Raw genomic sequence first — 23,504 nt, forward strand, 5'->3', positions numbered from 1 at the left:
CGCCTCCACCGCCCCGGGTCACTCGTCGGCGGAGCCGCCCTCGGTGACGGTGGTGTTGCGACCGTGGTTGATCACCTCGGGGTCGCCCGAGGCGAAGGAGACGGTGTTGTCCACCCCGACCAGCACGATCTTGTCCGCGGAGCCCACGTCCACGGTCGACCCCCGGCCGGTGGCGCGCACCAGGCCGCAGTCCCCGTCCAGGACCACGACCGCGTCGTCGGCGGAGACGACGACCTCGCGGTCCCCGCACTCCTCGCTGACCTGGGCGCCGTCGTCCACGATGATGAGGACGTCGTCGTTGATGACGTTGTGCTCGGGGACCACGGCCTCCTGGGCGGCCCCCTCGGGGGTCGGGGCGCCCTGGGGCTCGTCCGGCCCGTCCTGCCCGAAGGCCAGTCCACAGCCGGTGAGCAGGGCGGTGGACAGGGATGCTGACACCAGCGCACCGCCAGCCCCCAGCAGATACCGAACCCTCATGCGTCCCCCACAGCCGAATACCCGGCAATTACGACATACGTCCTGGGCAAGGCCAAGAGTATGTCACGCGGAGGTAACTACGCGACCTCATCGTATTCCAAACGTGCCCCTTCCGAGACGGTGAGGGGTGCTTCGGATGGAGCCTCCCGCCGCCGAAACCCCTGACCACCAGGGGTCGGACACCGCCTTCAACTCACTTCACACCAGCCGCGTCCATCCCGCGAAGCTCCCTCTTCAACTCACCGATCTCGTCCCGCAACCGGGCCGCGAGCTCGAAGTGCAGGTCCGTGGCCGCCTGGTGCATCTGCGTGCCCAACTGGTCGATCAACGCCGCCAGCTCCGCACGCGGCATCGACGACACGTCCGCGCGCTCACCCAGCGCGGGCACCGGAGCCCGGCCCCCCTGGGGACCGCTGGAACGGTACCCCGTGGCCATCAGCTCCTCGGTGTCCACGTCCTCACGGTTCAACGAGTCCAGGATGTCGGCGATCTGCTTGCGCAGCGGGGTCGGATCGATCCCGTGCTCGGCGTTGTACGCCAACTGCTTCTCCCGACGCCGGTCGGTCTCGTCCAGAGCCGCCCGCATGGAGTCCGTCACGTTGTCCGCGTACATGTGCACCTGGCCGTCGACGTTGCGCGCCGCACGACCGATGGTCTGGATCAGCGACGTCTCCGAACGCAGGAAACCCTCCTTGTCCGCGTCCAGGATCGCCACCAGCGACACCTCCGGCAGGTCCAGGCCCTCCCGCAGCAGGTTGATGCCCACCAGCACGTCGAACTCCCCGACCCGCAGCTCCCTCAGCAGCTCCACCCGGCGCAGCGTGTCCACCTCGCTGTGCAGGTACCGCACCCGGATGCCCAACTCCGCGAAGTAGTCGGTGAGGTCCTCCGCCATCTTCTTCGTCAGGGTGGTCACCAGCACCCGCTCCTGGCGCTCGGCCCGCACCCGGATCTCGTGGACCAGATCGTCGATCTGCCCCTCCGTGGGCTTGACCAGCACCTGCGGGTCCACCAGCCCGGTCGGGCGGATGACCTGCTCCACCACGTCGCCGGCGCTCTGCCGCAGCTCGTAGCGGCCCGGCGTCGCCGACAGGTAGACGCTCTGACCGATCCGCCCGGTGAACTCCTCCCACTTCAGCGGCCGGTTGTCCATGGCCGACGGAAGCCGGAAACCGTGGTCGACCAGCGTGCGCTTGCGCGCGGCGTCCCCCTCGTACATCGCCCCGATCTGCGGAACGGTCACGTGCGACTCGTCCAGCACCAGCAGGAAGTCCTCAGGGAAGTAGTCCAGCAGCGTGTTGGGCGCGCTCCCCGGCTCACGGCCGTCGAAGTGCCGCGAGTAGTTCTCGATACCCGAGCAGGTGCCCAGCTGCCGCATCATCTCCAGGTCGTGGGTGGTGCGCATGCGCAGCCGCTGCGCCTCCAGCAGCTTGCCCTGACCCTCCAGCTCGGCCAGGCGCTCCGCCAGCTCCGCCTCGATCGTGGCGATCGCCCGCTCGGTGCGCTCCTCACCCGCCACGTAGTGCGACGCCGGGAAGATGAACATCTCCTGGCTCTCCCCCAGCACCTCACCGGTGAGCGGGTGCAGCGTCAGGAGCCTCTCGACCTCGTCACCGAACATCTCGATGCGGATCGCCAGCTCCTCGTACACCGGGATGATCTCGATGGTGTCCCCGCGCACCCGGAACGTGCCCCGCGTGAACGCGGCGTCGTTGCGCGAGTACTGCATCTCCACCAGCCGGCGCAGCAGCTGGTCGCGGTCGACCTCCATGCCGACCGACAGCTGCGCCATCCGGTCCACGTACTCCTGCGGGGTGCCCAGGCCGTAGATGCACGACACCGACGCCACCACGATCGTGTCCCGGCGGGTGAGCAGCGAGTTGGTCGCCGAGTGGCGCAGCCGCTCCACCTCGTCGTTGATCGAGGAGTCCTTCTCGATGTAGGTGTCGCTCTGGGGGACGTACGCCTCGGGCTGGTAGTAGTCGTAGTACGAGACGAAGTACTCGACCGCGTTGTCGGGCAGCATCTGACGGAGCTCGTTGGCGAACTGCGCCGCCAGGGTCTTGTTGGGCTGCATCACCAGGGTCGGCCGCTGGAGCTGCTCCACGGTCCACGCCACCGTCGCCGTCTTACCCGTACCGGTCGCGCCGAGCAGGACCGTGTGCTGGTCCCCCTCACGCACCCTCCTGGTGATCTCCGCGATCGCCCCCGGCTGGTCCCCCGCGGGTGTCATGTCCGAGATGACCTCGAACGGTGCCTCACTGCGCTTGATGCCGCTGACCGGTCGCACGTCGCCCTCTTCTCCCGCTCCTACCGGTGGGGCGCTCCCGCGCCGCGCCACCCCTGTCCCCTCACCCCTAACGCTACAGACCGCCCATGACATCCCTGGGCGGCCCGGAGGCCGGGGATACCATCGGAGCCAGCGCCCTGCGCCCCGAGACGAGGTGCCAGTCGTGTCCCACCCCTCCAGACCCACCTTCGACCCCGGCCTCCCACCGCGCACGGTCGCGCGCCTGAGGGCCCGTCCCGAGAAACTCCTCCCCTCCTCCGCCGGACCGCCCGGCCGGCCCACCTGGAGGCAGCTCGCCCTCCTCACCGCCACCGGGTGCACCTCCCTGTCCGCCGTCGCCCTGCTCACCCCCGCCCTCGGGACCGCCCTCCTCGCCCTGCTCTGCCTGGGCACGACGATGACCGTCCTGGGGCTGGTCTCCCTCAGGAGCTCCTTCGCCGACGACTGGGCCGACCTGGTCGTGCACTCCTTCTGGGCCCTGCCCGTCTCGGCGGCCGGGGTCCTCCTCGCCCGTGTGCTCCTCGAACAGCCCCTCGGACCGCTCCACGCCCTCGTCCCCGGCGACCCCGCCACCGCCGCCCTCTACCTGGCCGCCGCGGCCGGAGGCGCCGGCGCCATCATGCGCCCGGGCATGGCGGCCCGCCTGGCCGCCGAACACCACGACCGCTACGCCCTGCCCGGGGACTTCGGCCGCCCCTACAGCTACGCCACCCGCCACGAGGAGCCCGAGGCCCACCTCCTCGCCCGCGTCCAGCGGGCGACGGACCGGGTGGAGGAGGCCGCCCGCGTGCTCGGCGGCTCCTTCGACGCCGACCACACCCTCCCCCTGCTCAGGGAGGAGGAATGGCGGCTGTCCCAGGAGCTGCTGCGGCTGCGCTCCCTGCGCAGGGAACTGGTGCAGCGCACACGCGAGGCCGTGTCCCCACAGGTCACCAAGGCGCTCCAACCGCAGAAGGAGGCGGTCGAACGCGCGCACCGGTCGATCGACGCCCGCATCGGGGTGCTGACCGCCTACGGGGAGCGCGTCCACGCCGCGGTCACCGCCCACCGCGAGTGGGAGCAGTGCCAGGCGATCGCCGACCGGGCCGGGGCCTACGCCGACCTGGCGCTGTCCTCCTCCAGGGACACGATGCACACCGAGGAACTCGACGACAGCCTGCTCAGCGTCGAGGCCGCCCGATCCGTCCGCGAGGAACTGGTCCGCGAGGCCGTCGACGCGGGCTCCTCCCTGACCGAGACCCTCCACCGGGGCGGGAAGGACGACACCCCCTGAGCCGCGCCCGCGGTGCGGACGCCCGGAGCGCCGCCCCGCGGGCCGACCCGGACCGCGGCCCCCGCGGCACGACGGCACGCGGCCCCGATGAGCTCCGGCGCCCGAACCGCCACGGGTCCGGGGCCACGGCGGAGTGGCGGGCGTGCCCGGGGCCCTGGCGGTCGCCGGGCTACCGGTCGCCGCGTCGGACGCGCGCGAGGAGGTCCTCCCACAGCCGGGCGACCCGCTCGCGCAGCTCCTCCGGGGTGCCGGAGTTGTCGACCACCAGGTCCGCGGCGGCCAGCCGCGCGTCCCGGTCGGCCTGCGCCCGGATCCGCGCCCGCACCTGCTCGCGCGGCACACCCCGGTTCTCGGCGACCCGCTCCACCCGCACCCCGTCGGGGGCGTCCACCACCACGACCACGTCGTAGAGGGGGCCCAGACCGTTCTCCACCAGCAGCGGGACGTCGTAGACGACGACCTCCACCCCGGACGCCACCGCCTCCTCCATCAGCTCGGCGCTGCGCCGGGCCACCAGCGGGTGCACGATCGCGTTCAACGCGGCCAGCCTGTCCCCGTCGGCGAAGACGACCTCGCCCAGCCTCGGCCGGTCCAACCCTCCGTCCGGGGCCAGCACCTCCTCCCCGAACTCCGCGACGACCGCGGCCAGCCCCGGCGTCCCCGGCTCGACCACCTCCCGGGCGATCGCGTCGGCGTCGACGACGGCAGCACCGTAGGCGGCCAGTGCGGACGAGACCGTGCTCTTGCCCGAGCCGATCCCTCCGGTCAGTCCCACTTTCAGCATGCTCCGAACCCTAGACGTCCCGTCCCGCCCCGCCGCGGCAGGCCCCTCGGAGACGGCCGGCCCCTCACCCCCGCGCGCCCACCGCGCCGGACCGCACGCCCGGGACGACCTCCTTGCGCATGTGCACCATCACGAGGTGCTCGGCCACACGCTCCCGCGAGGTCTCCGCGTACCCGCGCTCGCGGTAGAGGCGCTGCTCCCCGGCGCTCTGGGCGCCGGTGGACAGGGTGAGGGACGTCAGCCCCGGGTGACGGGCCCGCAGTTCCTCCTCGACCCGGGTGAGCAGCGCCCGCGCGATGCCCCGCCGGCGCTGGTCGGGGGCGACCGCCAGACGCACGACGACGGCGTTGGTCCCGGCGACCGCGGCACGGACCGCCCCGACGATCCGGGTCCCGTCCACGGCTTTGAGGACCAGGGCGTCCTCCTGTGCGAGGACCCGGCCGATCCGCTCCAGGCTCTCGGTGAGCGGGAGGACGAACGGGTCGCCGTAGGTCTGCGCCTCGTCGACGAACGCCGCCCGCTGGAGGGTGAAGACCTCACCGGCGTCCGCGGGGGTGGCCGGGTGGATGTCGAACACGTCGTCTCCTCACACGCCCCGCGCACCGGGGCACGCCACCGACCCTAGCCCGGCGCCGCCGGGGCGGCCGGTGTTCCGCGCGGGCCCGGCGCAAGCCGGGGTCGTGGTGAGAGGGGAGGCCGCGGTTCCGCCGGGTACCCGGCGGAACCGCACCGGAACGCGTCAGGGCCCTGTGACGGACCCGACGGGCCCCGGGCACGACGAAGGGCCGCCCCCACCGGGGACGGCCCTTCACCGCTGTCAGAGGATCCTAGAGGACCACCTGGTTAGGCCTCGCCACCCGCGAGCTTCTCGCGGAGAGCGGCCAGAGCCTCGTCAGAGGCCAGGGCGCCGCTGTTGGAGGACTCGGAGCCGGACGAGCCGGCGCTCGGGGCGCCACCGTCCGTGTACTCCTCTTCCTCCTCCGGGGCGGGCGCGTTCGCAGCGTCGGCCTCGGCCGCACGGGCCTCCTCGACCTGCTTGCGGTGCGCCTCGAAGCGGGACTGCGCCTCGGCGTAGCTGCGCTCCCACTCGTCCCTCTGAGCCTCGAAGCCCTCCAGCCATTCGCCGGAGTCCGCGTCGAAGCCCTCGGGGTACTTGTAGTTGCCCTGCTCGTCGTAGTCCGCCGCCATGCCGTACAGGGTGGGGTCGAAGTCCACCTGGTCGGGCGAGACGCTCTCGTTGGCCTGCTTCAGCGAGAGGCTGATGCGACGACGGTCGAGGTCGATGTCGATGATCTTGACGAAGATCTCGGTGCCGACCTGGACGACCTGCTCCGGCACCTCGACGTGGCGCTCGGCCAGCTCGGAGATGTGGACCAGGCCCTCGATGCCCTCTTCGACGCGCACGAACGCACCGAACGGAACCAGCTTGGTGACCTTGCCGGGAACGACCTGGCCGATCTGGTGGGTCCGGGCGAACTGCTGCCACGGGTCTTCCTGGGTCGCCTTGAGCGACAGGGAGACGCGCTCGCGCTCCATGTCCACGTCGAGAACCTCGACGGTGACCTCCTGGCCGACCTCGACAACCTCGCTCGGGTGGTCGATGTGCTTCCAGGAGAGCTCGGAGACGTGCACCAGGCCGTCGACGCCGCCCAGGTCCACGAACGCACCGAAGTTGACGATCGAGGAGACGACGCCCTTGCGGATCTGACCCTTCTGGAGGGTGTTGAGGAACGTCTGGCGAACCTCGGACTGGGTCTGCTCCAGCCAGGCGCGACGGGACAGGACCACGTTGTTGCGGTTCTTGTCCAGCTCGATGATCTTCGCCTCGAGCTCGCGGCCGACGTACGGCTGCAGGTCGCGCACACGGCGCATCTCGACGAGGGACGCCGGCAGGAAGCCCCGCAGGCCGATGTCGAGGATGAGACCGCCCTTGACGACCTCGATGACGGTGCCGGTGACGACGCCGTCCTCTTCCTTGATCTTCTCGATCGTGCCCCAGGCGCGCTCGTACTGGGCGCGCTTCTTGGACAGGATCAGTCGACCTTCCTTGTCCTCCTTCTGGAGAACGAGGGCTTCGACCTGGTCGCCGACAGCAACGACCTCACCGGGGTCGACGTCGTGCTTGATCGACAGTTCCCGGGAGGGGATCACACCCTCGGTCTTGTAGCCGATGTCGAGCAAGACCTCGTCTCGATCGACCTTCACGATGGTGCCCTCGACAATGTCACCGTCGTTGAAGTACTTGATGGTCTCGTCGATCGCCGCGAGGAAGGCTTCCTCGGACCCGATGTCGTTGACCGCTACCTGGGGTGTCGAGGTGGCCTCGGTGCTGCTCGTCATTTGTGGGTGGACTCCGGATACGGACAGATTCAGAAAATGGGCATGCCGCGGGTTCGAGCCCGTCGATCCGTCATCCAGAGGCAGAAAGCAAGGTCTCGACGGAACCGAATCCGTCGGTGAACACCAGCCGTCTGGTTCCAGAGTGGTGACCGGAGCGGTGCGACACCTCAGCCCCCTACTCGGAGACGGCAGCCGCCCGCACGAACCCACAACGGTCCCGCCAGAATATGAGACAAGGGCGTCCTGGTCAATCGGAACCCCGGGCCGCCAACCCGGCGAAGGGCACAATGGCCGCAACTTACCCGAGCATGCCGGTCAAGATCAACTGGACGGTACACCCACGTCCGCACGGGCGCACCGCCCCCCGCGGGGAGCTGTGCGGACATCCCCGGGACACCTGTCGGACACCCGCGAAAAAAGTTCCAGACGCCGGTTCCGGTCAGTCCGAAGAGGGCCGAGAGCGCGTCCGTTTGACGTCACCGCGGCGCCGCTTGGCGTCCAACCGGCGCTGCTTGGCCCGCCGCCCCGGCTTGGTCGCCCGCCGCCCGCGCGCGGGCGGCGACGTCGCCTCGGCCAACAGCGACTCCATCCGCTCCCGCGCCTCGGCACGGTTGCGGACCTGCGACCGGTGCGTCTGCACCGTCACCGTCAGCACCCCGCCCACCAGGCGCCCCCGCAGCCGCTCCAGGGCACGCTCGCGCCGCACCTCGCCCAGCACCTCACAGGCCGCCACGTCCAGGGACAGCGACACCCGGGTGTCGGAGGTGTTGACATGCTGCCCGCCCGGCCCCGAGGACCGCGAGAACCGCCACACCAGGGCGTCCGCGGGAACCGTGACCGATCCCACGGTCAACCCGCCACCCTCGGCCGCCCCGCTCCGCACCGCCACCGTCCCCGCCTCCCACATCCCTCACGGCGGCCCCGGACCGGGGCCGCCGGAACACCGCTCAGTGCGCGGCGTCGTGCCAGTTCTGCCCGCTGCCGACAGAGACGCCCAGCGGGACACGCAGAGCATAGGCCGAGCCCATCTCGTGCGTCACGAGGTTTTCGACCTCCTCGCGCTCCCCCGGGGCGACCTCCACCACGAGCTCGTCGTGCACCTGGAGGAGTACCCGCGAGGACAGCCCCCGATCGGTGATCGCCGCGTCCACCTGGAGCATCGCCACCTTGATGATGTCGGCGGCCGACCCCTGGATCGGGGCGTTGAGCGCCATCCGCTCCGCCATCTCCCGCCGCTGCCTGTTGTCGCTCGTCAGGTCCGGCAGATAGCGGCGCCGCCCCAGGATCGTCTCCGTGTACCCGACACGGCGCGCCTCCTCCACCACCGCGTTGAGGTAGTCGCGCACCCCGCCGAACTCCGCGAAGTAGTCCTCCATCAACCGCTTGGCCTCGTCCGGGGCGATCCCCAGCTGCTGGGACAGGCCGTAGGCGCTCAACCCGTAGGCGAGGCCGTAGCTCATCGCCTTGATCTTGGAACGCGCCTCCCCGTCGACCTCCTCGACCCCCACACCGAACACCTGCGAGGCCATCTGCGCGTGGAAGTCGTAACCGCTGTTGAACGCTTCGATGAGCGCCTTCTCACCCGACAGGTGCGCCATGATCCGCAGCTCGATCTGGCTGTAGTCCGCCGTCAACAGCTCGTCGAACCCCTCGCCCACCACGAACGCCCGCCGGATACGCCGGCCCACGTCCGTGCGCACCGGGATGTTCTGGAGGTTCGGATCCGTCGAACTGAGCCGCCCCGTCGCCGCCACCGTCTGGTTGAACGTGGTGTGGATGCGCTCGTCGTCGGCGATCGTCTTGATCAGGCCCTCGACCGTCGTCCGCAGCTTGGTCTGGTCCCGGTGGTGCAGCAGCACCCCCGGAAGCTCGTGGTCGGTCTGCGTCGCCAGCCACGCCAGCGCGTCCGCGTCGGTCGTGTACCCCGTCTTGATCTTCTTGGTCCGCGGCAGGCCCAGATCCTCGAACAGGACCTGCTGGAGCTGCTTGGGCGACCCCAGGTTGAACTCCCGGCCGACCACCTCGTGCGCCTTCTCCACCGCACCCCGCGCCTCGGACGCGAACTCGCCCTGAAGCCCCTCCAGGTACTCGCGGTCCGCCGCGATCCCCGCCCGCTCCAACCGCGCCAGCACGTCCACCAGCGGCAGCTCCACGTCGGCCAGCAGGTGCGTCCCGCCCCGCTTGTCCAACTCCGCCGCCAGGACACCGGCCAGGTCGCGGGTGGCCGCCGCGCGCACCGCCAGCAGGTGCTGGCGGCCCGAACCCGCGCCACCGTCCCCGCCCAGGTCCAGGGACAGCTGGTCCCCCGCGGTGTCCTCCTCCAACTCCCGGCCCAGGTACTTGCGGCACAGGTCCGCCAGGTCGAACCGGCGCTGCCCCGGCTGCACCAGGTACGCGGCCAGAGCCGTGTCGCTCACCACCCCGCCCAGCGTCCACCCGTGCGCGCCGAGCGCCAACAGGGCGCCCTTGTACTCGTGCACCGCCTTGGGGCGGCCAGGATCGGCCAGGAACCCGGCCAGCGCCTCGGTGTCGGCCGGGTCCAGCGCCGTCGGGTCCACGAACACCGCCGCACCGGACGGCACGCAGATCGCCAGCGCGTCCACCCGGCCCGTCCCCCGCCCCCAGGCCGCGTCCAGCGCGAGCCCCGCCGGGGCCTGCGCCGTGAGCGTGTCGTCGGTGGGCGTGTCAGCGGCGGCGTGCTCCCCCAGCCACGCAGCCAACTCCCCCGTACCGGCCACCGTCACGTCCACCGAGAACCCCTCGGAGACACCGTCCCCGCCCTCGCCCGGGCCGCCGCCCTCATCGATCCGCAGAACCGCGTACAGGCGCTCACGCAGGTTGGAGGCGAACTCCAGATTGTCGAAGAGGGCGTCGATCCCCGGCCTGTCGACCGCGCCCAGCACCAGCGAGGCGACGTCCGCGCCCAACTCCACGTCCGTGGCGAGCAGGTTCAGGCGCTGGTTGCGCAGAACGTCGTCCATGTGGTCGCGGAAGTTCTGCCCCGCCTTGCCGCCGATCTCGTCCGCGTGGGCGATCAGCTCGTCCAGGGACCCGTACTTGGCGATCCACTTGGCCGCCGTCTTGGGCCCCACCCCCGGCACGCCCGGCAGGTTGTCCGCCTTCTCACCCACCAGCGCGGCCAGGTCGCGGTAGCGCTCCGGGGAGACCGCGTACTTCTCCTCGACCGCCGCCGGGTCCATCCGCCGCAGGTCGGACAGGCTCTTGCCCGGGTACAGGACCGTGCAGGAGTCGGTGACCAGCTGGAACGCGTCACGGTCACCGGAGGCGATCAGCACCTCCATCCCGGCCTCACCGCCCTGGCGGGCCAGGGTGGCGATGACGTCGTCGGCCTCGAACCCCGGCACCGACAGGTTGGCGACACCGATCAGCCGCATCAGGTCCTGGGTGAGGGGCACCTGGGACGGGAACTCGGGCGGGGTCTCGGACCGCCCCCCCTTGTACTCCTCGTACTGTTCGTGGCGGAACGTCGGGCCCGACAGGTCCCACGCCACGGCGACGTGGGTGGGCTCCTCGTCCCTCAACAACTTGACCAGCATCGACGCGAAACCGTAGACGGCGTTGGTCGACTGCCCGGTACTCGTGCCGAACTTGTCCACGGGCAGCGCGAAGAACGCCCGGAAGGCCATCGAGTGGCCGTCGAGGAGAAGGAGGCGGGGGCGCCCACCGCCACCGGCGGAGGCGGAACTGCCCGCCCCGGCGCTGGCCTGGGATGTCTGGTCGGGGGTCTCTCGATTCGTCACCACAGACGAATCCTAGGATGCGGAGCGGACACTTCGCGGCCACCGCCGTGAGGACCCGCCCCCGGACCGGAGGGATTCGCCCCGACCGGGCTCGTTTAGACCGAATCGGAAGGCACACATCATGACGACGGACTCCGAGGCGCTGCGCCGCATGCTCGACACCGGCGCCCTCGCCGGCGGCCTGGACCAGACCATGGGCATCGAGGTCACCGAGGTCTCCGCCAAACGCGTGGTGGGCCGCATGCCGGTCGAGGGCAACGTCCAGCCGTTCGGCCTGCTCCACGGCGGCGCGTCCTGCGTCCTCGCCGAGTCCCTGGGCTCCATCGGCTCCACGATCCACGCCCAGCGGTTCGGCCGGATCGCCGTCGGCATCGAGATCAACGCCACCCACCACCGCTCTGCCACCGAGGGGCACGTCACCGGCGTGGCCACCCCCGTCCACCTCGGCCGCACCCTGGCCACATGGGACATCACCATCACCGACGACAAGGGCCGCAAGGTGTGCACCGCCCGGCTCACCTGCATGCTCCGCGACATGCCCAAGGAGTAGCGGCCGAACGGACGGCGGAAACTGCGGATACCCAGCCGACGGAGTACGCACCGCGAACACGTGCGCGCCCGCGCCAACGGCGCCCACGACACCGCGGCGCATAACGGCCAAGGGTTTTCTCCAATTCAGTAAGGACCACTTCAGGCCACCGCCCGGAACTCCTGTGACATTCCCCCAGCCCGACCGCAAGCCTTGACGGTCGGGCTCCGTCATGCCTGGTCATCGCGACAGAATGCTTTCTTCCGTGTGCGTACAGCTGCCGACCGTCCAACCGGAAGCACTGAGATCCCCGCGATGACTACAGAGCCATAACAGCATGACGGCGAGTCGGCACCAACGCCCGAAATGTTCTTTCCGCGGTAGAACATCCATGATTAAGCTCCGCTAACGCTCCTGATTAAGTCATGCCACACACCGCGGGCATCAGGGCGCACACGCAACAACGGCACCGCTGCGACACGCGACGCGTGCATCGCCGGTTGAACGGAGCGACCACCATCATGGCAAGCAAGAAGGTCCTAGGCCTCACCGCCGCAACCGCGGCCCTGGTACTCGGGCTGACCGCGTGTGGCAGCGACGGCGGAGGCGGCGACGACGCCAGCGGCGGCGGCGAGGAGTTCACCTTCGGCGTCCTCTACCCGCAGACCGGCAGCCTCGCCTTCCTCGGCCCGCCCCAGATCACCGCGGCCCAGTACGCCGTCCAGGAGATCAACGACGCCGGCGGCATCCTCGGCACCGAGGTCCCCGCCATCGTCGAGGCCGACGAGGCCGGCGACAACGCCCAGGCCAACGAAGCCGCCAACGCCCTGGTCGCCGACGAGGTCAACGCCGTCATCGGCGCCGCCGCCTCCGGCATGACCCAGGCGACCTACGACACCATCACCGGTGCCGAGATCGTCCAGTGCTCCGGCTCCAACACCGCCGCCGAGCTCAGCGACATCGAGGACGGCGGCTACTACTTCCGCACCGCGCCCAGCGACGCCCTCTCCTCCATCGTGATGGCCCGCACCATCGCCGACGCCGGCCACCAGAACGTCGCCATCGTCTCCCGAGGCGACGACTACGGCCGCGGCTACGCCGACGGCCTCCAGACCGAACTGGAGAACCTCGGCGCCCAGGTCACCGTCAACGAGACCTACGACCCCGAGGCGACCACCTTCGACTCCGTCGTCAACGCGGTCAGCGGGGACGAGCCCGACGCCGTCGCGCTCATCGCCTTCGAGGAGGGCGCGCAGGTCATCGCCCAGCTCCTGGAGTCCGGCATCGGGGGCGACCAGCTCTTCATCACCGACGGCCTCAACGACACCGGCCTCGGCGAGACCGTGAACGCGGACGACCCCGACAGCGTCAACGGCATCACCGGCGTGGCGCCCAGCGCGGACAACCCCGAGTTCACCGAGGGCCTGACCGCCTTCAACGAGGACCTGGACGTCTTCCAGTTCGCCCCGCAGGTCTACGACTGCGTCACCGCCATCGCCCTGGCCGCCGAGGCCGCCGACAGCGTGGCCCCGTCCGACTACGTGGCCGAGCTGCCCAACATCAGCCGCCCCGAGGGCACCGAGTGCGGCAGCTTCGAAGAGTGCCGCGACCTCCTCGCCGACGGTGAGGAGATCAACTACCAGGGCGTCAGCGGCAACATCGACTTCGACGACAACGGCGACCCGACCGCCGCCACCTTCGAGATCTTCCACTTCGGAGACGACGGCCACGAGATCCTCGCCTACGAGGAGCACTCCGTCGAGGGCTAACCCCCACAGTGGCGACACCGCACGGTGACCCGCCCCCGACGACCGGCACCACGAAGGCGCCCCGGGAACCACCCGGGGCGCCTTTCCCGTTCCCCCCACACGCCCCCCAGCACCCCGCACAGGCGCCCACACACCCGGCCCCGCCACCTCCCGCCGGCGCACACCCACCGGCCCCTCCGGAGCAGCGCCCACCCCCACGGCGCCACCCGACCCACCACCCCCGGCCCCGCACAACCCCCGCACACGACGAAGGGGCGGAGCCACCAGGCCCCGCCCCCACACCACAACCCCGGTCAGCCCTTCGCGAGCGTCCCCAGGTACAGCTCGATCACGTTCGGATCGTTCAACAGATCCCCACCCGAACCCGTGTACGCGTTACGGCCCTGGTCCAGGACATAACCCCGATCACAGATCTGCAGGCACCGGCGGGCGTTCTGCTCCACCATGACCACCGAGACACCCGTCTCGTTGACCTCCTTCACCCGCTGGAACACCTCCTCCTGGTAGATCGGGGACAGACCCGCCGTCGGCTCGTCCAACAACAGCACCGACGGGTTCATCATCAACGCACGACCCATCGCCACCATCTGGCGCTCACCACCGGACAGCGAACCCGCCTTGGCCTTACGCCGCTCCCCCAACAACGGGAACAGGTCAGCCACCACCCCGAACCGCTCCGCGAACGAACGGGGCCGCAGATACGCCCCCATCTGGAGGTTCTCCTCGATACTCAACGACGGGAACACGTTCTGCGTCTGCGGCACATACCCCACACCGCGCTCCACCAGACTGTGCGCCGGCAGACCCGCGATACTCGCACCCCGCAGCGTCAGACCGCCCTCACGCACCGGAATCAACCCGAAGATCGTCTTGATCAGCGTCGACTTACCAGCACCGTTCGGACCGATGATCGCCACGACCTCACCCTCGGTGAGAGTCAGGGTGCACCCGTTCAGGATGTTCACCCCCGGCACATAACCCGCCACCAGATCCCGGGCCAACAGCAGGTAGTCCTCCGGACCACCCACCTCCACGGCCTCCGCCCTCGCCTGCTCCAGGACCTCCTCACGGTGCTCCTGGGCCACGGCCGCCTCCTCGGCCTCCGCCGGCACCTCGTCCGGACCCGGCCTCAGATCACCGTTCTCAGTCATTCGTCACTCCCCTGGGCCTCGACCGTCTCCTCCTGGGCACCCAGGTAGGCGTCGATCACCTGCTGGTTGGCGCGGATGTCCGAGGGACGGCCCTCAGCGATCACCTGCCCCTGCGCGAGCACCACGATCCAATCGCTGATGCCCATGATCACGTCCATGTCGTGCTCGACGAACAACACGGTCTTGCCCTCGTCGCGCAACGCCGTGATATGCCCCAACAACGACTGCACCAACGCCGGGTTCACACCCGCCATCGGCTCGTCCAACATGATCATGCTCGGATCCGTCATCAGCGAGCGCGCCATCTCCAACAGCTTCCGCTGACCACCGGACAGCGAACCCGCCATGTCGTCACGCTTGTCGATGAGCTTGAAACGCTCCAGCAGATCCAGCGCACGCGCCGTGTTCACCCGCTCCTGCCCCTGCCACACAGGACGCAGGAACGCACCGGCCATCCGCTCACCGAACTGACCCGGCGCACCCAACAACATGTTGTCCAACACCGTCATACGGGTCAGCGCCTTGGTCAACTGGAACGTGCGCACCATCCCCGCACGCGCCACCTGGTGCCCGCGCTTGCCGTTGATCGCCCGACCCTCGAACGTCCACCGGCCCTTGTCCACCCGGTCGAACCCGGTCAACAGGTTGAACAGCGTCGACTTACCCGCACCGTTCGGACCGATCAACGCCGTGATCGTCCCCCGCTGCACCTCCACATGCCCGACGTCCACAGCGGTCAGACCGCCGAACGAACGACGCACACCATCAGCCACCAGGATGGGATCCGACTTCACCGAACCCGGAACCGGCTCCGCGCCGACCATCCGGTCGACACCCGCGCCGACGTTCGCCTCGTCACTTGACATTGACCAACATCTCCTTACGGTCGCCGATGATGCCCTGCGGCCGGAACACGATCAGCACCACCAGCATCAACCCGGCGAAAGCCAGCTGAATCGCACCGTAGTCCGGGCTGTCCAGGAACGGCAGCCACCCCAGAGCACCCATGCCCTGGAGCACACCGTCCGTGAAGGTCATCAGGAACCAGAACGCCATCGCACCCAGGATCGGCCCGAACACACGCCCGGCACCACCCAGCAACAGGATCACCCACAGGAAGAACGTCACCTGCGGCTTGAACTGGTCCGGCTGGATCGACGCCTGGTACACCGCCAGCATGCAACCCGCCAGCGAACCGATCAGACCACCCAGCACCAGCGCCTGCATCTTGTACGCGAACACGTTCTTGCCCAGGCTGCGAACCGCGTCCTCGTCCTCACGGATGCCCTTGATCACACGACCCCACGGGCTGTGCATCAACATCCACGTCAGACCGGCCATCACAGCCACCAGACCCCACGTCACCACCAGAACCCACAGGTGGTTGCCGTTGTAGGCCAACAGACCGAACCCGTACCGCTCACCCGCCTCGAACGGGTTCAGCGTCCGGAAATCCGCCGACAGGTTCTGCAGACCGAACGCACCACCGGTCAACGGCTCCGCGAAACCCGCCCGGTACACCAGACGGATCACCTCCGCCGCCGCGATCGTCGTGATCGACAGATAGTCCGCCCGCAACCTCAACGTGGGAATACCCAACAGCAACGCCAACACGAGCGCGCACAACAGGCCCACACCGAAACCGGCGGCCAGCGGAAGATCGAACACCGCCACACTGATCCCGACGCCGTACGCGCCCACCAGCATGAAACCGACCTGACCGAAGTTCAGCAGGCCCGTGTAACCGAAATGAATATTGAGACCGATGGCGGCGAGCGCGTAGATCGCCGCGATCGGACCGAACGCCGAACGGGTTGATTCGGCGAGGATCGAAAGGATGTCCATCGTCTACCTCTCCTAGCCGACCCGCTCGCGCCGACCGAGCAGGCCCTGAGGCCTGACCAGCAGCATGAGGATCATCAGGGCCAGAGCCCACGCTTGCATGAGCTGGGACGGGAACCACAGGGTGGACAGCATCGCCACCAGGCCGACGGCCAGACCACCGACCATCGCGCCGTACGCCGTGCCGAGACCGCCCAGAATGACCGCGGCGAACATCAGCAACAGCAGGCGGAAGCCCATCTCGTACTCGACCACCTGGTTGAGCCCGTAGAGCACACCGCCCAGGGCCGCCAGACCACCGCCGAGACCCCACACGTACAGGGTCACCCGGTCCACGTTGATACCCGACGACTCCGCCAGGTCCCGGTTGTCCGACACAGCGCGCATCGCCTTGCCGATCCGGGTGAACTGCAACAGGCACGCCACCGCCACCAGCACCGCGATCGCCACACCCATGATCACCAGATCACGCGGCGCCATCGCCACCGGACCGAACTGGACCAGCTCCTGGATCTGGTAACCCGCGTAACGGTTACGACCCGCACCGAAGATCACCAGGATCACGTGGCGCAGAATCAGGGCAAGACCGATCGACACGATGAACATCTGGATCAACGCCACGTTCCGGTGCCGCAACGGACGCCAGATGTACCGCTCCATCGTCCCGCCCAGGACAGCGCCCATCACCACGGCGATCCCGGCGGCCAACCACAGCGGCACCTGCCACTGGATCGAGTCGCCCATGACCCCCAGCGTCGTCGCCAGCGCGATACCGCCGAAGATCGCCACCCACTGGGCGACGATCAACGTCGTCCGGGGAAGCCTGCTCTCCAACAACCCGCCGATCAGGACCGCGATCCCGATACCGGCGAAGATCGCCAACAGGGAGTTGCCCAACCCCGCCGCACCCGTGCTGAACAGCAACGCGACCATCGCACCGAAGGTCACCATGTCACCGTGCGCGAAGTTGATCATCTTCGTCGTACCGAAGATCAACGACAGGCCGATCGCGGAGATCGCGATCACCAGGCCGAAGAGGATCCCCGACACGGTCAACTGGAGGAACTTCGCACCGAAGGAGTTGCCACCGCCCGTCGTCGGCGCGATCGCCCCGTCCTCCCCCGCGGCCTCGCCGCCGGAGTCGTCGGACGCGTCGTCCGAGGGGGTCGCCGAGGCGCCGCCCTCATCGGCGCCCACGCCCTCCAGTGCCACGATGAGGGGACGTCGATCGTCGGCCTCGACGTCGACCTCGGTCTCGCCGTCGACGACGATGCCCTCTCGTACGACGAACTCGCTGGGGACGGACTCCTGGTCCACCACTACGCGGTAGGTACCCGGTTCGGGTAGCTCCACTTCCCACATTCCATCAGAGTCGGTCTCCGCCGCCCCGATCTCGTCCTCACCGTCGTAGACCGTGATCCCGATGCCTTCGACACCTTGATCGCGGTTGTCCGGGTTGAGGATCCGACCGTGCAGCGCTTCACCGCCCTGTTCGTCTGCCGCTGCCACTGGCCCGGGGATCACCAGGATGGCGGTGATCAGGGCGAGCAACACGGTCACGAGACGTGTGCGCACGCGCGCTCCTTGCGCATCTGAGGGTGGCGGCACCAAATGTGAGCATTCGGCACCGCTTGTCCTTTGCTGTTCGGTGCGGCGAGTTTAGCCCGGTTTAGGCTGATCATTCAGCACGGCTAAAGCCACGTGACCCAACCGTCACCCCATTGTGCGCAAACGAGATCCAACTGGTACTCACTACCCATTGACGGTGACCATTCGCCTCGTTTCCGACCCCCGGCGCACCGCTCCCCACCTGCTCCCCGCCCGCAACACCCCCGGAACGACGCCGGGGCCGCACCCGGTCGGGTGCGGCCCCAGTTCAGCGTCGTGGGGGTCGGCCTGGTCGGCCTACTGCCCCCCGAGGGTCTCGACGACCGTCTCGGCGACCTTCCTCATGGTCAGTCTCCGGTCCATCGAATTCTTCTGGATCCACCGGAACGCCTCGGGCTCACTCATCCCATGGCGGCTCTGGAGAAGCCCCTTGGCCTGCTCGACCAGCTTGCGGGTCTCAAGACGGTCCTGGAGGTTGCCGACCTCCGACTCCAGCGCCGCCAGTTCGGCGTAGCGGGAGGTGGCCATCTCGATCGCCGGCACGAGATCGGACTTGTTGAAGGGCTTGACCAGGTAGGCCATGGCCCCGGCGTCCCGTGCGCGCTCCACCAGCTCACGCTGGGAGAAGGCGGTCAGGATGACAACCGGGGCGATGCGCTCCCCGGCGATGCGCTCGGCGGCGGAAAGGCCGTCGAGCACCGGCATCTTGATGTCGGTGATCACCAGGTCGGGTTTGAGCTCCCGGGCAAGCCGGATAGCGGTCTCCCCGTCCCCGGCCTCGCCGACGACGGCGTAACCGTCCTCTTCCAGCATCTCCTTGAGGTCCAGGCGGATCAGGGCCTCATCTTCCGCGATCACCACACGGCTCTGCGTCCTCGTCACGTACACGAGGTTACAGAGATCCGCTAGGATGCTGAGCGTCGGGACCGGCATGCGCGCCAATCGTGACACCACCGTTGGCCGAGCATCACCCTCCGGCCTGGAAAACTTCAGAGTATGTCTTGATCAATACTCAGAGCCCTGGTATTCCAATCGGCAGAGAACGCGAGCTCAAACCTCGTACAGTGTGGGTTCGAGTCCCACCCAGGGCACCACAGCCACCCCCACGGGTGGCCTTCTTGCTCTCGGGGGTGCTTTCACAGACACCTCCAGAAGGTCGAATGTCACACGCGTGAGCAAGCATTCACGCTATGTACTCATCACACGTCCGCCAGTCGGCGGTATCCATGCTCGACTCCGGCATCTCCTACAGCGAGGTCTGTCGCCGTACAGGCATCAACCGGTCAACGCTCCGTTCCTGGGAGCGGAATCGTTCCCTCATCGAGAAGTACCGGGACAACGGTGACTGCCCCCGCTGCGAACCCATTCCCCGCCCACCCGCCCAAGCCGGTCCATACAGCTACCTACTGGGGCTCTATCTCGGCGACGGTGCAATCAACCTCGCGGGCGACCGGAGCAGGAACGTGTGGCGGCTGCGGATCTACTGTTCCGACTGCTGGCCGGGGCTCATCCGTGAGTGCGAGGCCAACATGGCGAAGGTGCTCCCCGGTCACAAGATCGGGCGGATCAACTGTGTCGGGTGCACCGAGGTCTACGGCGACTGGAAACACTGGCCGTGCCTGTTCCCCCAATTCGGCCCCGGCAAGAAGCATGAGCGACCTATCGTCCTGGAGCGCTGGCAGCAGGCGATCGTGGACGAGCACCCCGAGGCGTTCGTACGGGGCCTGATCCACTCGGACGGGTGCCGGATCGACAACAAGGTACGCAGGCGAGTGGGCGATGAGTGGAAGTACTACACGTATCCCCGCTACCAGTTCTCCAATGCGTCCGGGGACATCGTCGACCTGCTCACCCGTGCCCTGGATCGTCTCCAGATTCCTTGGAAGGGTCATGTCAGCCCCCGACCTCCGAGGCAGGACAAGATCGTCGTATCGGCGTCGACGCGGGCCGCCGTGGCGCGGATGGACGAGTTCGTCGGGGCCAAGTACTGAGGTGCGGCCAGGCGGGCCAGAACCTGCATAGCTACCCGGCCAGTACGACCCTAAATAGGCCTTTTGTCACTTGATCCCGGGGCAAGGCGGGCCGAACCGGTCACATCACGGCCACAACCTGAGTACAACCCGTGGGTTCGGTCGCCCCAGCGACCGCTCGTCCCCGATCCTTGAAGATCAGGGACGAGTTCTCAGGAGAGGAGCAGCAGGTGCTGACCGCTGTGGCCGGAATCGTCGGCGCACTGGTTATCGGCGCCTGGGTCGTGGTGGCCTGGGGTTCCCAACGCCGCCAGCCGTGGCTGCTGACCCCGTTCGCGCTGCTCGTCGTCCTGCTCGTGGCCGTCGGAGAACCCGGCTGGTCCTTCCTGCCCGTGGCCGCCCTGGTCGCCGGTTCCTTCGCGGAGCTGGTCATCGGCGCCCGGGAGTCCCCGACCGTCCGCACCAAGGCCCCGGACGCGCCGCTGAGCACGGAGCGGTGGGCCGCCGCCGTGGCCGCTCCGTTCCGGGTGGCGCTCGCCGAGCCCTGGGACGTGGTCGCCCGTCCGTCCCTGCGGGGCCGGTACCGGCGGCTGCTCGAACGCCAGTGGCAGGTGACCGACCGCGAGTCGCTCCTGGCCGCGGTGGACGGGCTCCTGGACGAGCTGCACACGAGTCCGACGCTGGACCTGGTGGTGGACCTGGGCGGCGGGATCGCGCGGTCCCGGTTCCCCCAGGGCGAGGGCGGCCAGGTGACGGGCGAGCACGTTGTGCTGACCCCGGAGCAGGTGTCCCGGTTGCGGGCGGTCACGGAGGCCGGTGAGGCCGACGAGACGGTGATCATCGGCGCGTACCAGTGGTGGCGGTCCGTCCATGTCATCCGGCTGGTGTGCGGGGGTGCGACCTTGGACTGGCTGAGCCCGGTGGAGACGCAGACCCTGTTGCGGCGGGTGGCGTCCGACCTCCAGCGCCGGTACTCGTCGTGGCAGCAGCTGTCGACGGCCTTCCACGCGGGGTATCTGCTGTGGCAGGACAAGGGTGTGGAGGGCGACCACGGCGGTACGGACCGGGTGTGGGCGGCGTTGGGGCTGCTCACGGAGGAGGTTCGGAGTCCGTGGAACCTGTTGCCGTGGGACATGCCGTTGGAGCGGGTCATTCCCGAGGGTGGGCTGGCGGCCAACCAGGAGCCGTAGGGGCCCGGATGCACGTCGGCCGCACCTGGTCCTGACCCGGTGGTCGGCGCGGCTCATACGCCGTTCCTCCGGGCCGGACCTGATGCGGCACGTCAGCGGGCGCCTGTCGTCGGGCGCCTGGGTCCTACGGGGTTCCGAGCGCGACGGCGTCGCCGAGGCGGTGGACGCGCAGGGAGTTGGTGGAACCGGTGGTTCCGGGCGGGCTGCCGGCGACGATGACGACCTTGTCGCCCTTGGTGTAGTCGCCGAGCTGGAGGAGTTCGGCTTCGACCTGGCGGATCATGTCGTCGGTGTTGTCGACCCAGGGCACCAGGTTGGTCTCCACTCCCCAGGTGAGGGAGAGGGTTCCGCGGGTGGAGTTCTCTGTGGTGAACGCCATGAGCGGGATGGGTGACCGGTAGCGGGCCAGGCGTCGGGCGGTTTCGCCGGACATGGTGAAGGCGACGAGGGCCTTGGCTCCGATGGTGGCGCCGATCTCGGCGGCGGCGCGTGCGATGGCTCCGCCTGTGGTCTCGGGTACCCGGTTGAGGATGTGCGAGGCGCGCAGGGATTCCTGTTCTGCGGCGCTGACGATGCGTGCCATCGTCTCGACGGTCTCGATGGGGTACTTGCCGACGCTGGTCTCGCCGGAGAGCATGACGGCGTCGGCGCCGTCGAGGACGGCGTTGGCGACGTCGGAGGCCTCGGCGCGGGTGGGCCGGGGTGATCCGATCATGGATTCGAGCATCTGGGTGGCGACGATGACCGGTTTGGCCTTGTCGCGGCAGCGTTCGACGGCGCGTTTTTGCACCATGGGGACGTTTTCGAGGGGGAGTTCGACGCCGAGGTCGCCGCGGGCGACCATGACTCCGTCGAAGACCTCGATGATGTCCTGGAGGCGTTCGACCGCTTGGGGCTTCTCGATCTTGGCGATGAGGGGGACGGTGATGCCCTCTTCGTCCATGATGCGGTGGCATTCCTCGGCGTCCGCGGGGCTGCGGACGAAGGAGAGGGCGACCATGTCGACGCCCTGGTGGAGGGCCCAGCGGAGGTCTTCTTCGTCTTTTTCGGTGAGTGCGGGGACGCTGACGGAGACGCCGGGGAGGTTGAGTCCCTTGTGGTTGGAGACCGTTCCGCCGTAGATGACGCGTGTGTGGACGTCCGTGCTGGTGGTCTTGGTGCATTCGAGGACGACGCGGCCGTCGTCGATGAGGACGCGGTCTCCGGGGCGTACGTCTCCGGGGAGTCCCTTGTAGGTGGTGGAGACGCGTGTGGCGTCGCCGGGGACGTCGTCGATGGTGACGGTGAACTCGTCTCCGGCTTCGAGTTCGACCGGTCCGTCGGGGAAGGTGCCGACGCGGATCTTGGGTCCTTGGAGGTCGGCGAGGACGCCGACTGCTCGTTGTGCTGACTCAGCGGCTTCGCGCAGGTTGGCGAGGCTGGCGCTGTGGTCGTCGTGGGTTCCGTGGCTGAGGTTGATGCGGGCGACGTCGAGTCCGGCGTCGACGAGCTTGCGGAGTACTTCCGTGCTCGACGTGGCCGGACCGAGGGTCGCGACGATTTTTGCTCGACGTGTCACGCCTATCACTTTAGAGCGTCTGGGGGATGCAGTGGTCTAAACCAGGTTGCGAATGGACGTATCTCAGGCTGCGGGAAGACGAACTGGGGCGTTGCACGAACCGGGTTGCGGTTGGTGTGGGGGCTTTCTGTAGGTTGCGGGTGCCGGTCGGGATTTTGGGAGGTTCTGTGTTCTCGCGTGATGTGGTGCTGGGTGCGTTGGCGGTCGAGGTGGCGTTGTTGGACGCGGTGTTGGGGGGGTTGTCGGAGGAGGAGGCGGTGGTGGCGACGCGGTGTGTGCCGTGGGATGTGGCGGCGTTGGCGGTGCACACGGTGGGGTCGGTGTTGCAGGTGGAGCCGATGTTGGTTGGTGAACGTCCGGTGACGGGTGGGGCGTTGGTTTCTGTTGGGGGGTATTACCGGCCGGAGGTGCGGTTTTCGGCGGAGGTGGATGCGCGGCGGGTGGGTTCGGCGGTGGAGGCGGCGGCGCGGCGGGTGGATGCGGGTGAGCCGGGGAGGGTGTTGCGGGGGCGTTGGTCGGGGTTGGTGGCGCGGTTGGCTGCTGAGCCGGTGGATCGGGTGGTGGTGACGCGGCACGGGGATCGGATGCTGTTGTCGGATTTTCTGGTGACGCGGGTGGTGGAGGTGTCGTTGCACGGGTTGGATCTGGCGGATGCGTTGGGTCGGGAGCCGTGGCTGTGCGGTGGGGCTCTGGATGTGGTGCGGGGGTTGTTGTTCGGGGAGGCGGATCCGGTGGTGGTGGAAGGGCTTGTGCCGGGTGCGTTGTCGGGTCGGTCGGAGGGGGTGGCGGCGGTGCGTGCGGTGACGGGGCGCGGGGGTGTTGTGGATCGGGGGGTGTGGGAGGCGGCGGGGGTGCGGTTTCTGGCGTTGGGGTAGGTCGTGGTGTTCGGGGTGTGTGGTGGCCTGCCGTGGTGTTGGGGGCGCGGGGTTGCTGCGCGTGGTCTGGTGGCCGGTGGTGTGGTC

The 23,504-nt window shown here is 68.8% G+C and carries 19 protein-coding genes and 1 tRNA gene; 7 read left to right on the forward strand and 13 right to left on the reverse strand.

Annotation, left to right across the window (positions count from 1 at the left end; genetic code table 11):
• Positions 1 to 18: 18 nt before the first annotated feature.
• Positions 19 to 477, reverse strand: a complete 459-nt coding sequence (locus tag Q8791_RS14590; RefSeq protein WP_330092238.1) for a DUF3060 domain-containing protein — start codon at positions 475 to 477, stop codon at positions 19 to 21.
• Positions 478 to 670: 193 nt separating this feature from the next.
• On the reverse strand, positions 671 to 2,767 hold the full coding sequence (gene uvrB / locus Q8791_RS14595; RefSeq protein WP_330092239.1) for an excinuclease ABC subunit UvrB: 2,097 nt from the start codon (positions 2,765 to 2,767) through the stop codon (positions 671 to 673).
• A 163-nt stretch (positions 2,768 to 2,930) separates the two neighbouring features.
• On the opposite strand from uvrB, the gene Q8791_RS14600 reads away from it, so the two are divergent.
• Complete coding sequence (locus Q8791_RS14600) at positions 2,931 to 4,040, forward strand: hypothetical protein (protein ID WP_330092240.1); 1,110 nt, start codon at positions 2,931 to 2,933, stop codon at positions 4,038 to 4,040.
• A gap of 169 nt (positions 4,041 to 4,209) precedes the next feature.
• Here the strand turns inward: Q8791_RS14600 and coaE are convergent, their stop codons facing one another.
• From coaE to polA, 5 genes are all read right to left on the reverse strand, one after another.
• Positions 4,210 to 4,824: a dephospho-CoA kinase gene (gene coaE, locus Q8791_RS14605; RefSeq protein WP_330092241.1), complete on the reverse strand. Its 615-nt coding sequence runs from the start codon at positions 4,822 to 4,824 to the stop codon at positions 4,210 to 4,212.
• Between the two features lie 64 nt (positions 4,825 to 4,888).
• Positions 4,889 to 5,401: a GNAT family N-acetyltransferase gene (locus Q8791_RS14610; RefSeq protein WP_330092242.1), complete on the reverse strand. Its 513-nt coding sequence runs from the start codon at positions 5,399 to 5,401 to the stop codon at positions 4,889 to 4,891.
• A 266-nt stretch (positions 5,402 to 5,667) separates the two neighbouring features.
• Positions 5,668 to 7,164, reverse strand: coding sequence for a 30S ribosomal protein S1 (gene rpsA / locus Q8791_RS14615; RefSeq protein WP_330092243.1), 1,497 nt, complete (start codon positions 7,162 to 7,164; stop codon positions 5,668 to 5,670).
• A 439-nt stretch (positions 7,165 to 7,603) separates the two neighbouring features.
• A complete protein-coding gene (gene arfB, locus Q8791_RS14620; protein WP_330092244.1) occupies positions 7,604 to 8,071 on the reverse strand; it encodes an alternative ribosome rescue aminoacyl-tRNA hydrolase ArfB in 468 nt (155 codons plus the stop codon).
• A 40-nt stretch (positions 8,072 to 8,111) separates the two neighbouring features.
• On the reverse strand, positions 8,112 to 10,928 hold the full coding sequence (polA, locus tag Q8791_RS14625; RefSeq protein WP_330092245.1) for a DNA polymerase I: 2,817 nt from the start codon (positions 10,926 to 10,928) through the stop codon (positions 8,112 to 8,114).
• A gap of 118 nt (positions 10,929 to 11,046) precedes the next feature.
• On the opposite strand from polA, the gene Q8791_RS14630 reads away from it, so the two are divergent.
• Both Q8791_RS14630 and Q8791_RS14635 read left to right on the forward strand, forming a co-directional pair.
• Complete coding sequence (locus Q8791_RS14630) at positions 11,047 to 11,475, forward strand: PaaI family thioesterase (protein ID WP_330092246.1); 429 nt, start codon at positions 11,047 to 11,049, stop codon at positions 11,473 to 11,475.
• A gap of 500 nt (positions 11,476 to 11,975) precedes the next feature.
• Positions 11,976 to 13,223, forward strand: a complete 1,248-nt coding sequence (locus Q8791_RS14635) for an ABC transporter substrate-binding protein (RefSeq protein ID WP_330092247.1) — start codon at positions 11,976 to 11,978, stop codon at positions 13,221 to 13,223.
• 293 nt (positions 13,224 to 13,516) lie between these two features.
• Here the strand turns inward: Q8791_RS14635 and Q8791_RS14640 are convergent, their stop codons facing one another.
• The 5 genes from Q8791_RS14640 to Q8791_RS14660 all read right to left on the reverse strand — a co-directional run bounded on the left by Q8791_RS14640 (position 13,517) and on the right by Q8791_RS14660 (position 18,685).
• Entirely contained in the window at positions 13,517 to 14,374 is an 858-nt protein-coding gene (locus Q8791_RS14640) for an ABC transporter ATP-binding protein (protein ID WP_330092248.1), read from the reverse strand.
• Positions 14,371 to 15,240 (reverse strand): ABC transporter ATP-binding protein, encoded by an 870-nt coding sequence (locus Q8791_RS14645; protein WP_330092249.1) that lies wholly within the window; start codon positions 15,238 to 15,240, stop codon positions 14,371 to 14,373. The genes Q8791_RS14640 and Q8791_RS14645 overlap by 4 nt, the downstream gene beginning before the upstream one ends.
• Positions 15,230 to 16,219: a branched-chain amino acid ABC transporter permease gene (locus Q8791_RS14650; protein WP_330092250.1), complete on the reverse strand. Its 990-nt coding sequence runs from the start codon at positions 16,217 to 16,219 to the stop codon at positions 15,230 to 15,232. The genes Q8791_RS14645 and Q8791_RS14650 overlap by 11 nt, the downstream gene beginning before the upstream one ends.
• A 12-nt stretch (positions 16,220 to 16,231) precedes the next feature.
• Positions 16,232 to 17,791: a branched-chain amino acid ABC transporter permease gene (locus tag Q8791_RS14655; protein ID WP_330092251.1), complete on the reverse strand. Its 1,560-nt coding sequence runs from the start codon at positions 17,789 to 17,791 to the stop codon at positions 16,232 to 16,234.
• A gap of 330 nt (positions 17,792 to 18,121) precedes the next feature.
• Entirely contained in the window at positions 18,122 to 18,685 is a 564-nt protein-coding gene (locus tag Q8791_RS14660) for an ANTAR domain-containing response regulator (RefSeq protein WP_330092371.1), read from the reverse strand.
• Between the two features lie 156 nt (positions 18,686 to 18,841).
• Here Q8791_RS14660 and Q8791_RS14665 point away from each other — a divergent pair.
• The 3 genes from Q8791_RS14665 (at position 18,842) to Q8791_RS14675 (ending at position 20,984) form a co-directional block, all read left to right on the forward strand.
• Positions 18,842 to 18,918: transfer RNA gene (locus tag Q8791_RS14665), tRNA-Leu, on the forward strand.
• Positions 18,919 to 19,014: 96 nt separating this feature from the next.
• Complete coding sequence (locus Q8791_RS14670) at positions 19,015 to 19,815, forward strand: helix-turn-helix domain-containing protein (RefSeq protein ID WP_330092252.1); 801 nt, start codon at positions 19,015 to 19,017, stop codon at positions 19,813 to 19,815.
• A 209-nt stretch (positions 19,816 to 20,024) separates the two neighbouring features.
• Positions 20,025 to 20,984, forward strand: coding sequence for a DUF1266 domain-containing protein (locus Q8791_RS14675; RefSeq protein ID WP_330092372.1), 960 nt, complete (start codon positions 20,025 to 20,027; stop codon positions 20,982 to 20,984).
• Between the two features lie 124 nt (positions 20,985 to 21,108).
• On the opposite strand, the gene pyk is transcribed toward Q8791_RS14675, so the two are convergent.
• Positions 21,109 to 22,542, reverse strand: coding sequence for a pyruvate kinase (gene pyk / locus Q8791_RS14680; protein ID WP_330092253.1), 1,434 nt, complete (start codon positions 22,540 to 22,542; stop codon positions 21,109 to 21,111).
• A gap of 167 nt (positions 22,543 to 22,709) precedes the next feature.
• Between pyk and Q8791_RS14685 the strand changes: the two genes are divergently transcribed.
• On the forward strand, positions 22,710 to 23,417 hold the full coding sequence (locus Q8791_RS14685) for a maleylpyruvate isomerase N-terminal domain-containing protein (RefSeq protein WP_330092254.1): 708 nt from the start codon (positions 22,710 to 22,712) through the stop codon (positions 23,415 to 23,417).
• The last annotated feature ends 87 nt before the right edge of the window (positions 23,418 to 23,504 follow it).

The organism is Nocardiopsis codii, assembly GCF_036327455.1.
Lineage (GTDB): Bacteria > Actinomycetota > Actinomycetes > Streptosporangiales > Streptosporangiaceae > Nocardiopsis > Nocardiopsis codii.

Coding starts and splice junctions, on each gene's coding strand:
- Q8791_RS14590 (WP_330092238.1), bottom strand. CDS start 477: ATGAGGGTTCGGTATCTGCTGGGGGCTGGCGGTGCGCTGGTGTCAGCA.
- coaE (WP_330092241.1), bottom strand. CDS start 4,824: ATGCTGAAAGTGGGACTGACCGGAGGGATCGGCTCGGGCAAGAGCACG.
- rpsA (WP_330092243.1), bottom strand. CDS start 7,164: ATGACGAGCAGCACCGAGGCCACCTCGACACCCCAGGTAGCGGTCAAC.
- arfB (WP_330092244.1), bottom strand. CDS start 8,071: ATGTGGGAGGCGGGGACGGTGGCGGTGCGGAGCGGGGCGGCCGAGGGT.
- Q8791_RS14630 (WP_330092246.1), top strand. CDS start 11,047: ATGACGACGGACTCCGAGGCGCTGCGCCGCATGCTCGACACCGGCGCC.
- Q8791_RS14635 (WP_330092247.1), top strand. CDS start 11,976: ATGGCAAGCAAGAAGGTCCTAGGCCTCACCGCCGCAACCGCGGCCCTG.
- Q8791_RS14640 (WP_330092248.1), bottom strand. CDS start 14,374: ATGACTGAGAACGGTGATCTGAGGCCGGGTCCGGACGAGGTGCCGGCG.
- Q8791_RS14645 (WP_330092249.1), bottom strand. CDS start 15,240: ATGTCAAGTGACGAGGCGAACGTCGGCGCGGGTGTCGACCGGATGGTC.
- Q8791_RS14650 (WP_330092250.1), bottom strand. CDS start 16,219: ATGGACATCCTTTCGATCCTCGCCGAATCAACCCGTTCGGCGTTCGGT.
- Q8791_RS14670 (WP_330092252.1), top strand. CDS start 19,015: ATGTACTCATCACACGTCCGCCAGTCGGCGGTATCCATGCTCGACTCC.